Origin of the sequence: Oceanobacillus sp. FSL W7-1293, assembly GCF_037969815.1 — a bacterium.
GTDB lineage: Bacteria > Bacillota > Bacilli > Bacillales > Amphibacillaceae > Oceanobacillus > Oceanobacillus oncorhynchi.
Genome location: NZ_CP150212.1, coordinates 4,066,673 through 4,079,450, shown reverse-complemented (window position 1 = coordinate 4,079,450; position 12,778 = coordinate 4,066,673). Strand labels below are relative to the sequence as shown.

Annotated in this window: 11 protein-coding genes; all 11 read left to right on the top strand. The window is 41.2% G+C overall.

Features of this window, described 5'->3' with window-relative positions; genetic code table 11:
* Positions 1–30 precede the first annotated feature (30 nt).
* The 11 genes from MKY65_RS19845 to mobB all read left to right on the top strand — a co-directional run bounded on the left by MKY65_RS19845 (position 31) and on the right by mobB (position 12,772).
* Positions 31–3,714, top strand: a complete 3,684-nt coding sequence (locus MKY65_RS19845; RefSeq protein WP_339179927.1) for a nitrate reductase subunit alpha — start codon at positions 31–33, stop codon at positions 3,712–3,714.
* Complete coding sequence (gene narH, locus MKY65_RS19840) at positions 3,704–5,176, top strand: nitrate reductase subunit beta (protein WP_339179925.1); 1,473 nt, start codon at positions 3,704–3,706, stop codon at positions 5,174–5,176. The genes MKY65_RS19845 and narH overlap by 11 nt, the downstream gene beginning before the upstream one ends.
* Before the next feature lie 60 nt (positions 5,177–5,236).
* A complete protein-coding gene (narJ, locus tag MKY65_RS19835) occupies positions 5,237–5,773 on the top strand; it encodes a nitrate reductase molybdenum cofactor assembly chaperone (protein WP_339179923.1) in 537 nt (178 codons plus the stop codon).
* A gap of 11 nt (positions 5,774–5,784) precedes the next feature.
* Positions 5,785–6,480 carry a respiratory nitrate reductase subunit gamma gene (narI, locus tag MKY65_RS19830; protein WP_339179921.1) on the top strand — a complete coding sequence of 232 codons (696 nt, stop codon included), beginning with the start codon at positions 5,785–5,787 and terminating at the stop codon, positions 6,478–6,480.
* A gap of 134 nt (positions 6,481–6,614) precedes the next feature.
* Positions 6,615–8,102 (top strand): tetratricopeptide repeat protein, encoded by a 1,488-nt coding sequence (locus MKY65_RS19825; protein ID WP_339179919.1) that lies wholly within the window; start codon positions 6,615–6,617, stop codon positions 8,100–8,102.
* A 116-nt stretch (positions 8,103–8,218) separates the two neighbouring features.
* The gene (gene moaA / locus MKY65_RS19820) at positions 8,219–9,229 is read left to right on the top strand and encodes a GTP 3',8-cyclase MoaA (RefSeq protein WP_339179916.1); all 1,011 of its coding nucleotides are present in this window, start codon (positions 8,219–8,221) and stop codon (positions 9,227–9,229) included.
* A 15-nt stretch (positions 9,230–9,244) separates the two neighbouring features.
* Positions 9,245–10,252, top strand: coding sequence for a MoeB/ThiF family adenylyltransferase (locus MKY65_RS19815; RefSeq protein WP_339179914.1), 1,008 nt, complete (start codon positions 9,245–9,247; stop codon positions 10,250–10,252).
* 12 nt (positions 10,253–10,264) lie between these two features.
* Positions 10,265–11,578 (top strand): gephyrin-like molybdotransferase Glp, encoded by a 1,314-nt coding sequence (gene glp / locus MKY65_RS19810; RefSeq protein ID WP_339179911.1) that lies wholly within the window; start codon positions 10,265–10,267, stop codon positions 11,576–11,578.
* Positions 11,571–12,044: a molybdenum cofactor biosynthesis protein MoaE gene (locus MKY65_RS19805; RefSeq protein WP_339179908.1), complete on the top strand. Its 474-nt coding sequence runs from the start codon at positions 11,571–11,573 to the stop codon at positions 12,042–12,044. Before glp ends, MKY65_RS19805 begins: the two co-directional genes overlap by 8 nt.
* Complete coding sequence (gene moaD / locus MKY65_RS19800) at positions 12,041–12,274, top strand: molybdopterin converting factor subunit 1 (RefSeq protein ID WP_339179907.1); 234 nt, start codon at positions 12,041–12,043, stop codon at positions 12,272–12,274. Before MKY65_RS19805 ends, moaD begins: the two co-directional genes overlap by 4 nt.
* Positions 12,275–12,772 carry a molybdopterin-guanine dinucleotide biosynthesis protein B gene (gene mobB / locus MKY65_RS19795; RefSeq protein ID WP_339179905.1) on the top strand — a complete coding sequence of 166 codons (498 nt, stop codon included), beginning with the start codon at positions 12,275–12,277 and terminating at the stop codon, positions 12,770–12,772. It begins immediately after the preceding gene.
* Positions 12,773–12,778: the final 6 nt, after the last annotated feature.

The following is a 12,778-nucleotide window of genomic DNA, read 5'->3' as shown; positions in this document are numbered from 1 at the left end:
TGATTAGCAATTCCATTAGGAGGGATTTAGATGGCGAAGAAACCATCTCCGCTTTGGCAAAGATTGAATTACTTAAAGCCGAAAGAGAAATATTCCAATAACCATAGTCAACTGCAAGAAGGAAACCGTGATTGGGAAAATGTTTATAGAAGAAGGTGGCAGCATGACACCGTTATTCGTTCTACCCATGGGGTTAACTGCACAGGATCATGCAGCTGGAACATCTATGTAAAAGACGGCATCGTGACATGGGAAGGGCAAGCGTTGGATTATCCGACAACTGGTCCGGATATGCCAGAATTTGAACCTCGCGGCTGCCCTAGAGGAGCCAGTTTTTCGTGGTACATTTATAGCCCTTTACGTGTGAAATATCCTTATGTAAGAAAAAAATTACTCACGCTATGGAGAGAGGCATTACAAACGCATGATAATCCATTAGAAGCTTGGAAAAGCATTGTAGAAGATAAAGAAAAGGCGGCATCTTATAAACAAGCAAGAGGAAAAGGCGGCCTCGCACGTGCAGATTGGGGAGAGGTAAACAAACTGGTTGCAGCCTCCTGTCTGTATACTGTCATCAAATATGGACCGGATCGAAATGTTGGATTTTCTCCTATTCCTGCCATGTCCATGATCAGTTATGCATCAGGCAGCCGTTTCATGCACCTTCTCGGCGGTCAAATGCTGAGTTTCTATGATTGGTATGCAGACTTACCGCCAGCTTCTCCACAGATTTGGGGAGACCAGACAGATGTGCCGGAAAGCTCTGACTGGTTTAATTCAAGCTATATTATTACCTGGGGTTCGAATGTTCCATTAACTCGTACACCTGATGCGCACTTTTTAGTGGAAGCAAGGTATAAAGGCACCAAAGTCATCTCGGTAAGTCCGGATTATGCAGAATCCACTAAATTCTCGGATGACTGGCTGTCGGTAAAACAAGGCACGGATGGCGCAGTTGCAATGGCGATGGGGCATGTTATTTTAAATGAATTTTATGATAAAAATAAAACGCCTTATTTTGAAGACTACGCGAAGCAATATACAGATTTTCCATTTTCCGTACGTTTGAAAAAGGAAAATGGGAGGTTCACAGCGGATCGCTTTTTACATGCAAAAGACCTTGGAATAGAATCAGAGAACAATGAATGGAAACCAGCGATGTACAACGACCTTACCGGGGATTTTTCCATCCCGCATGGCACGATGGGATCTCGCTGGGACGAAAAAGGAAACTGGAATTTAAAACTATTTGATGAAAGAACCAACGAAAAAATTGAGCCGGTTTTAAGTTTTCTTGACAGGGAGGATGAAGTCGTTTCTGTAGATATGCCGTACTTTGATGCAGAGACAAAGAAAGTACTTCCTCGTACCGTACCTGTAAAACGAATCCAGATAAATGGCGAGACAGAATATATTGCAACGGTGTATGATTTAATGCTTGCCAACTACGGAATCGACCGCGGACTGGGCGGGGAAGCGGCTGCGTCCTATGATGAGATTGCGCCGTTTTCACCTGCGTGGCAGGAACAGATTACCGGAGTGGACCGCAACTTAGTGATTAAAATTGCTCGTGAATTTGCTCAAAATGCCATTGATACAAAGGGACGTTCCATGATTATTATGGGAGCCGGAATCAACCATTGGTACCATTCCGATACGATTTACAGAGCTGTTGTTAACCTTGTTCTGATGGTCGGAGCGCAAGGGGTCAATGGCGGCGGCTGGGCACACTATGTCGGCCAGGAAAAATTACGTCCTGTAGAAGGCTGGACAACGGTCCAATCAGCAAAAGACTGGGGCGGACCTGCAAGATTGCAAAATGGTACTTCTTTCTTCTATTTTGCAACGGACCAATGGCGTTATGAAGAAACATCAATTAACGAGCTGGCAAGTCCAACGGTTGATAAGGCAAGATATGATCATCCGGCAGATTACAATGTATTGGCAGCACGTTTAGGCTGGCTTCCGTCGTACCCAACCTTTAATAAAAATGGGATTGATTTATACAACGAAGCATACGCAGCAGGAAATGAAACACCGGAACAAATTGGAAACTATGTAGCCCGGCAATTAAAAGATAAAAACTTGGAATTTGCAATTGAAGACCCGGATAATCCCGTAAACTTTCCGAGAAACTTATTTGTCTGGAGAGCGAACTTGATTTCCAGCTCTGGAAAAGGCCATGAATATTTCTTGAAGCATTTACTTGGTGCTTCCCATGGCGTACTCAATACGGATGAAGACAGTCTTCGTCCCGAGGAAATAAAATGGCGGGAAGAAGCCCCGGAAGGTAAAGTAGACCTTCTTATCAATCTGGATTTCCGTATGGCAGGAACCGCTTTGTATTCCGATGTTATTTTACCGGCTTCTACCTGGTACGAAAAATATGATTTATCCAGTACAGATATGCACCCATTTGTGCACCCGTTCAATGCGGCTATTTCTTCTCCATGGGAAGCAAAATCAGACTGGGATATTTTTAAATCATTGGCAAAAGGCGTTTCCAATTTAGCGGAAGAAATCGATATGGATACGATGAAGGAAGTGGTTGCTACCCCGTTAAATCATGATACGAAAGCTGAAATGGCCCAGCCTTATGGAGAAATAAAGGATTGGTCCAAAGGGGAATGCGAGCCGATTCCTGGAAAGACAATGCCGCAAATTCATGTGGTCGAACGGGATTATAAAAACCTTTATCATAAAATGACATCGCTCGGTCCGAATATTGTTAATAAGCCTTATGGAGAAAAAGGAATTAACTGGTCCATGAAAGAGGAATATAATCTGGCGAAAAATACCTTTGGAACGATTGATAATGGTTCGATTGCAGATGGTCATCCAGATATTACTGACGCGAAGGGTGCTTGTGAAGCCATTTTAATGCTTTCTTCTACCACCAATGGAAAGGTCGCTGTAAAAGCATGGGAAGCGTTAGAAGAGAAAACCAATCTCGAATTAAAGGATTTGGCGGAAGAGCGGGAAGAGGAATTATTTACGTTTGAACAAATTAACGCCCAGCCGAAGACGGTTATTACTTCTCCTGCATTCAGCGGCTCGGAAAAGGGTGGAAGAAGATATTCTCCTTTTACGACGAATATTGAACGAATGATTCCATTTAGAACCATTACCGGTCGTCAATCTTACTTTGTTGATCACGAAACAATGAAGGAATTTGGAGAATCCTTTGCGATATTTAAGCCAATTTTGAATCAAAAACCTTTCAGCTCAAAACGACCGGAAGTGGAAGGAAAGGAAATTACGTTAAATTATTTAACGCCGCATAATAAATGGTCTATTCATAGTATGTACTTTGATGCTCAGCCGATGCTGACACTGTTCCGTGGAGGGCCGACGATTTGGCTGAACAACGAGGATGCGGCAGAGGTTGATGTGGAGGATAATGATTGGATCGAATGCTTCAACCGTAATGGTGTGGTTGTAGGAAGGGCAGTTGTTTCTCACCGGATTCCTAGAACCATGGCATTTATGCACCATGCGCAGGATCGTCATATCCATACGCCGGGGACAAACTTAACGAAGAATCGCGGCGGTACACATAATAGTCCAACGCGAATCCATGTAAAGCCAACGCATATGATTGGCGGATACGGTCAATTAAGCTACGGATTCAATTATTATGGTCCAACAGGAAACCAGCGTGACTTAAATGTGGTCATACGAAAAATGAAGGAGGTGGATTGGCTTGAGGATTAAAGCGCAAGTCGGGATGGTCATGAACTTGGATAAATGTATTGGATGCCATACGTGCAGTGTGACATGTAAAAATACATGGACGAATCGCCCAGGTGCTGAATATATGTACTTCAATAATGTAGAGACCAAACCAGGTATTGGTTATCCAAAACAATGGGAAGACCAGGAGAAATATAAAGGCGGCTGGGAATTACACAAGGGTGAATTACGTTTAAAATCAGGCTCCAAAACCAATCGTTTAATGAACCTGTTTTATAACCCTCACCAACCAGAGCTGGATGATTATTATGAACCGTGGAACTATGATTATGAAACATTAACCAACAGCCCAGAAAAAAATCATCAGCCGGTTGCCCGGGCAAAATCGGCAATCACTGGAGAATTTATGGATTTAGAATGGGGACCTAACTGGGAGGATGATCTGGCTGGAGGTCATATTACCGGACTGCGTGACCCCAACGTGGTGCAGATGGAAGAGTCTATTAAGACGGAATTTGAAGAGGTATTTATGATGTATCTTCCGCGTATTTGTGAACATTGCATTAATGCACCATGTGTTTCTTCTTGTCCATCAGGTGCGATGTACAAACGGGATGAAGATGGCATCGTGCTTGTCGATCAAAATGCATGCCGTGCTTGGAGACACTGTACGACTTCCTGTCCGTATAAAAAAGTGTATTTTAACTGGCAAACCAATAAAGCAGAAAAATGCACGATGTGTTACCCAAGAATTGAAAATGGTCAGCCGACGATTTGTTCAGAGACTTGTGTCGGACGGATCCGTTATATCGGAATCATGCTGTATGACGTGGACCGAGTATTGGAAGCAGCATCTGTGGAAGACGAAAAGGATCTGTATCATGCACAGCTGGATATTTTTCTGGATCCAAATGATCCTGAAGTAATTGAGCAAGCAAAAAAAGATGGTATTCCAATGGATTGGATTGAAGCAGCACAGAAATCACCGCTGTACAAAATGATTATTGACTGGAAAATTGCCTTACCACTGCATCCAGAATATAGAACGATGCCGATGGTCTGGTATGTGCCGCCACTTAGCCCAGTGATGAATATGATTGAAGGAAAAGGAAGCACCGCAGATACTGCGGACATTTTTCCGGCAATCGATGACATGCGTATTCCTATCGAATACCTTGCTAATTTGTTAACCGCTGGAGATACCAATCATATTCGTAAGGTGCTTAAGAAAATGGCAGTAATGCGCAGCTATATGCGGGCTGAACAAACAGGAAAGGACTTTGACAGCGATCTGATTACAGAGCTTGGCTTAACAGAAAAAGCAATTAAAGAAATGTATCGTTTATTAGCGATTGCGAAATATGATGATCGATTTGTTATCCCTAGAAGCCATAGAGAAGAAGTTGCCGACCTTTACGAAGAACAAGGTGCATGCGGTTTGGACTTCGCAGGCGGGCCAGGAAGCTGTGGCGTATTGCAATAAGAAGGTAGGATTGGTAAACAAGGCTTTGCCAATCCTGGTTTCAAATAAGGAGTGAAGACAATGAATCCATCAATCTACCAGTTGATTTCTTTTCTTTTAACCTACCCAAATCAACAAATGAAAGAAATTTTGCCGGAAATAAGAGAGGAAATAGAAGAACTATCAACAGATGGTGTCAAAGAAAATCTGCAGCAATTTATTCATGAGGTTGACCGTTTGTCACTGGATGACTGGGTGGCGCATTATATTAACCATTTTGATTTCGGCAGATTAACCAATCTGTATGTAACGTATTTGAAATTAGGAGAACAGCGGGAAAGAGGTCTGGAATTATTAAAACTTAAAAAATATTATGAGGCACATGGGTTTGATGTAACAGATAAGGAACTGCCAGATTACTTGCCGCTTCTATTAGAATTTTGCGCCCATGTCCCGGTAGAAACAAGCAATGAGATACTAGATATGCATGGAAAAGCAATTGCTGAAATCCAAAAGAAATTACAGCAAGAAAATAGTTTTTATCATATCTTATTTGAGGCTCTTTTCATACAGATGGAGAATCATGGACTACATGTCGTAACAGAAGACGCCATTTAGGAGGGAAACAGATGGACCTATTATTATGGGGCGTATTTCCTTATATTGTACTAACGATTTTTATTTTAGGACATATTTATCGCTATCAAAAGGATCAATTCGGCTGGACAACCAAATCAAGTGAATTTTTGGAGAAAAAACGGCTGCGAGTTGGTTCGCTTTTATTTCACTGGGGGCTCCTATTCGTGTTTGGCGGACATGTTCTTGGCTTGATTATTCCGGTAGGCTTCTATAATGCCTTAGGGATTACAGAGCATCAATACCATATGATTGCCATCGGATTCGGGGTGCCTGCTGGTATCGCCGCATTTGCAGGAATCCTTCTATTAACCTATCGAAGGATTAGTGTAAAGCGCATTAAAGCGACCACCTCTCCCGGTGATTGGGCAGCTTTGATTTTTGTTCTTTTAGCACTTCTGTCCGGTTTGATAGCAACTTCATTCAATGTAGATACCCAGGGATTTGATTATCGAACAACCATTGCACCGTGGTTAAGAGGATTATTTATTTTTAACCTGCAGCCAGAGCTGATGCAATCCGTCCCAATTTGGTTTAAGATACACATCTACTGTACATTCGCATTATATGTTATCTGGCCATTTACCAGATTGGTGCACGCCTTTAGCTTCCCATTACGCTATTTACGCAGAAGCTATGTTATTTACAAAAAACGTGTCCCAAGGAATACAACCAAAGAGAGCTTTTAAACATGCTCTCTTTTTGACTATTAATTTATATCAACGAGAATATGGTTAACCATGTTTTCGGATTAACCTGACAACTTTGACATAGTTACTCATCTTACAAAAAAGTCAATAATAAATTAAGGTGGTGAGTGTTTATGATGACAAATGTGGAATTTCCTTTATCTATTTATCAAGAATTAAAGGAAGACATTATTAATGGAAAGCTAGATGAAGTGAAAGAATCGATCAGAGCATTAGAAAGTCGGCTGGGAGGTAAAGAATTCTCCATAACAGAGGAGTTCTTTGTCCGAAGTGTTTTGGGAAAGTATTATCGTAAAGTGAAAAATTACGACAAAGCTGGAGACTATAGCCGCAGTGCTATTCGCCTTTCCAAAAATATCGAGAAAGATTATTTAGAAGAGGTTATTGATACGTACTTGGATTATGCTCATTTAGAAATAGAATATGGACAGGAGTCCAATGGAAGAATAGAGCTTGCAAAATTATTAGCTCTTCTGGATACAAATCATTATCAGGATGACTACACATATGGCGTGATTTACAGTAGTTTAGCCAAAGTATCTTTACATGAGGAAAATATAGAAAGCAGTATTACACAGTTTGAGAAAGCATTGCTTTATTACAGTGAAGCGCTGCCCGAAACGCACCCCGTTTTAATTTCTGCTAAATACACATTATCTGATGTATTGGTGCAGATTGAAAATTATGCGGACGCTCTGGAGCTGCATCAGCAAATCTGGAATGCTTATACGAAGGAAAAAGATCCGCTTTCCGCAGCGAGAGAACTCTTAAAAATCGGTGAAATAAACTTCTATATCGATTTAAAAGAAGCAAGAAAAGTGGTAACGAAAGCAATCAAAACGCTTGCGTCGTTACCAGAGGAAGTTCCTTTAGACATAGTTAAAGCTGTGTTGATGCTAGCTGAAATTGATGAAAATATGGGGAATTTCCCTAGAGCAATCAATTATTATAAACAAGCGCTGGAGCAGTTAATAAAGATTTATGAGAAAAATCATTTTATGATTGTCTATATTTATTCAAAAATTGGCACCATCTCTATTCGGACGTTTAAAATCAGCCAGGCAAAAGAATATTTAGAAGAAGGATTAACATTATCTCATCCTTTTCCAAAAATTCGTATGCAGTTTCTATATGCATTGGGAAAAATTTATTCGGATGAGAAAAGCTATGACAAAGCAGAAGCGGTTTTTACAGCGTTTTTAGAAAGACTGGAGGGGGAAGACCGTAAAAATTCGATGGCGTATGGAAATACACTGCAAGCGCTTGCGTTTAACTATATCGACCAAAATCAAATTGAAAAAGCTTTTGAACTGTACGAAGAAGCCTTGACCATCTACGATAACATATCCAATTGCAAAGAGGAAAAGGGCCTGACTCTCATTCGGCTGGGATACTGTTATGAAAATAGGAAAGAACCTAATCGAAAAAAAGCGGAACAATGCTATGAAAAAGGGTTTAAACAAATCGAAAAAACGCCTAATCAAGAACTGCTGGAAGAAGTATTAGCCGGTATTATTGACTTCTACAGCAGAAATGACCAGCCAGAGAAAAGAAAAGTATATGAAGAAAAATTTGTACAGCTGACGAATAAGAACCAATAACTTCATCTATTGAAAAATAAATATGTACAAATATACACATGAGTGATGTTTTTCACAACCTCTTCGAATCGAATCATGTAAACTTGCCCTATGATAGATAAAAGGAGGGAGCCAACGTGTCCGTTATAACAGATAAATTGGGCCGCCCGCTGAAGGATCTTCGGATTTCCGTAATCGATCGTTGTAATTTTAGATGTACGTATTGTATGCCGAAAGAGATTTTTGGCAAGGATTTTGTCTTTATGCCAAGAGAGCAGCTATTAAGCTTTGAGGAAATCGAACGCATAGCCAAAATTTATGTCGGTTTGGGTGTTCGAAAAATAAGATTAACTGGGGGAGAGCCTCTTTTACGAAGAGATTTACCCAATTTAATAAAAAGATTAACAGAAATTGATGGGTTAGAAGATATCGGTTTAACGACAAATGGTTCGTTATTGGGACATATGGCAGAGCGGTTAAAAGACGCCGGTCTCCAGCGTGTCAATGTCAGTTTAGATGCATTAAATGAAGAATTATTTCAATCAATAAATGATAGTGGGGTCAAACCGGAGCGTGTCTTAAAAGGAATTGAGAAAGCGAAAGAAGCAGGCCTGGAAGTAAAAGTGAATATGGTTGTAAAAAAAGGAATGAATGATCAAGAAATTATTCCGATGGCCGCCTATTTTAAAGAGCAGGGAATTGCGCTGAGATATATCGAATTTATGGATGTCGGCCAGTCAAACGGCTGGGATTTTAGCAAGGTCATCACAAAGAAACAAATCTTCGAGGAACTAAAGCAACATTTTGATCTGGAGCCTGTGGAACCAGCATACCTCGGTGAAGTTGCCCAGCGATACCGTTACCGGGACACGAGTGCAGAGGTTGGATTTATCACATCCGTGTCAGAATCCTTCTGTTCCACTTGTACAAGAGCAAGGATTGCTGCAGATGGAAAAATGTATACCTGTTTGTTTGCAGAGAAGGGCGTTGATTTCAGAGAAATGCTGCGTTCCGGCATGAGTGATGAAAAAATCAAGGATGAAGTTGTTCACATATGGAATCATCGGACAGATCGCTATTCCGATGAACGAACCGAAGAATCAGCGAAAAACAGAAGTAAAGTTGAAATGTCTTACATTGGCGGTTAAAGGAAAGTGATAAAGATGGAGCGATATTCCCGGCAAATGTTATTTATGCCTATTGGGGAAGAGGGACAAAGAAAAATCACGGAGAAGCGTGTACTGATTATTGGGTGCGGGGCACTTGGTTCAGCAAATGCGGAAAACCTGGCTCGGGCAGGCATCGGAGAGTTGATACTTGTTGATCGGGATTATGTGGAATGGAGTAATCTTCAAAGGCAGCAGCTCTATACGGAAGCGGACGTGGAAAATCAAATTCCAAAAGCTGTTGCGGCTAAAGCAAGATTACATGAAATCAATTCAGAGGTGGAGATAGAAGCCTATGTGATGGATGCTGATGCAATCACTTTACTGCCTTTATTACGAGGAATCGATTTAGTTATGGATGCGACGGATAATTTTGATACCCGTTTTATGCTGAATGATTTATTGCAGAAAGCTTCGATACCATGGATATTTGGGTCCTGTGTTGGCAGTACAGGAATGAGCTACACTATTTTTCCAAATGAATCTCCTTGTCTCCGTTGTTTACTCGATGCCATTCCTGTCAACGGTGCAACCTGTGATTCTGCAGGGATTATCTCACCAGCTGTACAGATGGTGGTCGCCCATCAAACGACAGAAGCGTTGAAAATTCTGGTGGAGGATCAAGCGGCTCTTCGTACGTCCCTTCTCACTTTTGATTTGTGGAATAATCAGTATCATACCATGAAAGTGGAGCGGGCGAAGAAACAGACTTGTCCTTCATGCGGGGAAAATCCAAGCTATCCATCGTTAAATTATCAACGCCGTACAAAATCAGAGGTACTCTGCGGTAGAAATACCGTTCAAATCAGAGCCTCCCAAGCGCCTGATTTTCAATTATTGAAGGAACGGTTAAAAAGAATTGGAGCTGTAAAGGCCAATGATTTTTTAATATCCGTGGAATACGAGACCTATCGTCTGGTTTTCTTTCAAGATGGAAGAACGCTGATCCATGGAACGAATTCAATTGAAAAGGCCAAAAGTATCTATTATCAATTAGCAGGATGAAGGTGAATCGCTATGGTAGAAAGAAGAAAACCGATTAACGTAAAGGAAGCTATCACACGTACGATGCATTTTGCAAAGGCAGGAAGCGTCGAATACATTCCAATCGAAGAAAGCTATGGCCGTTTTTTGGGAGAAGATTTAATTACTGACCACCATGTACCGCCATTCGACCGCTCTCCCTATGATGGTTTTGCGATACGTGCAGCAGATACGGATCATACATCCCGTAATCATCCGGTTGAACTGGAGGTAGCAGGAGAAATTGGTGCAGGTAGTGTCTTTGAACGTCCGGTAACAGCAGAAGAAGCAGTTCGGATTATGACAGGGGCCCAGATCCCTGATGGCTGTGATGCGGTCGTAATGCTTGAAGAGGTAAATGAGATAGAGAGAAACGGAAAAAAATATATCCAGATAAAAAGAAATATCAAAGCAGGAACCAACATTTCCTTTATGGGGGAGGACACTCAAAAAGGAAGCATACTTACCCAAAAAGGAACCTATATCACCCCTGGAATTGTAGCATTGCTTGCAACATTTGGTTATAAAAACGTACCAGCCGCCAAGAAGCCCAAGATTGGAGTGATTGCAACTGGCAGTGAATTATTAGAGGTAGATGAAGCTTTGGAGCCGGGGAAAATTCGGAACAGTAATGCCTATATGATTCAATCGCAAATTACTCGAGCAGGTGGAGAAGCACTGTACTTTGGACAATTTAGTGATGATTTTGACGTGTGCTATAACCAAGTGAAGGATGCTGTCGACGAGGTGGATATGCTGATCACTACTGGCGGAGTGTCTGTTGGTGATTATGATTATTTACCAGCTATTTATGCCAAGCTTGAGTGCAATGTTTTATTCAATAAAATCAAAATGAGACCTGGCAGTGTGACAACGGCAGCTGAAAAGGACGGGAAATTATTATATGGCCTATCCGGCAACCCATCCGCATGCTATGTCGGTTTTGAACTGTATACCCGGCCCGCTATCCGGACATATTTGCATAGCAGCTATCCATTTTTAAAGAAAGAAACAGCAAAGCTTGGGGCGGATTTTCTGAAGCCCAATCCATTTGATCGTTTTGTAAGAGGATATGTAAGCTATCAGCATGGCTGTTTAGTCGCCACACCAGTTGGGCTGGATAAGTCAAATGTTGTTTCCTCTTTAGCGGAAGCCAATATTCTCATTCTGCTTCCGGGAGGGACCAGAGGATACGAAGCCGGCATGGATGTATCCGTCATTTTATTAGAAGATCAAGAAGGAATAACGATGGAATCGTTTTTGGATAAAGATATCCATTCCAGAAAGGATCAGAGAAACGATGGTTGATTCATTATACGAGATTGTTGAGGATTCAATAGAAGTAGAGGAAATTATCAAGAAAGTGGAGCGCAGAGAAGCGGGAGCAATCAATACTTTCATTGGTACCGTACGCGAGTGGACAAACGGGAAACGTACCATGTATTTAAAATATCAAGCATATCAACCGATGGCTGTAAAAATGCTGCAAAAAATTGGTGCAGAAATAGAAGAGAAATGGCCAAACTCAAAAGCTGCTATTACCCATCGAATTGGCGAGTTGGATATTTCAGATATCGCTGTGGTTATCTGTGTTTCCTCTCTGCATCGAAAGGCAGCCTATGAAGCAAATGAATATGCGATAGAAAGAATTAAACAAATGGTGCCTATTTGGAAAAAAGAACATTGGGAGGACGGAGAGACCTGGATAGGGGATCAATTAGAAAAGGTTGCTTATCCGGAGGGAAGTCCGGATGTAAAGGATGTGAAGAAATGATTCGTATTTTACTTTTTGCAGACTTACAGGAAAAAATGGGAAAAGATAGTTTAGTGTATGAATGTGATTCCATAACGATTAAAGCGTTAAAAGAGCAGCTTAAAACAGCATTTGGATTATTCGAAATCGAACACGTCATGACGGCAGTAAATGAGGAATATGCAATGGAGGATGATATCGTGAAATCTGGAGACACTGTTGCTTTTATCCCGCCAGTCAGTGGTGGGTAAATGGATATTATTCAGGTTGTAGGATATAAAAACAGCGGGAAAACAACGCTTGCATGCAAATTGATCGAACATGCAGCTAAAAAAGGGTTCCGGACTGCCTCTTTAAAGCATCATGGTCATGGCGGTGTTCCAGAGGGAATATCCGATACAGACAGTGAAAAACATAAACAAGCAGGAGCGTTTATTTCTGGAGTAGAAGGAGACGGTGTATTTCAGCTGTCCAAGGGAAGTTGGACATTGGATGAAATGATTCAAATTTATGAATGGATGCAAATAAATCTATTGATTATAGAGGGATTTAAAGCATACTCCTTTCCAAAGGTGGTACTCATAAGCGATGAAAAAGATCTTGAACTATTAGATAAAGTGAAAAACGTAAAAGCTATCATCGCTCGAGTAGCCCTTGAAAAAAATGCTTATCCATTTCCAGTTTTTCAGCAACATGATTATAACGGAATTTGCAAGTGGTTAGAGGAACAGTTAAAAAAGAAAGCATAAATAGTG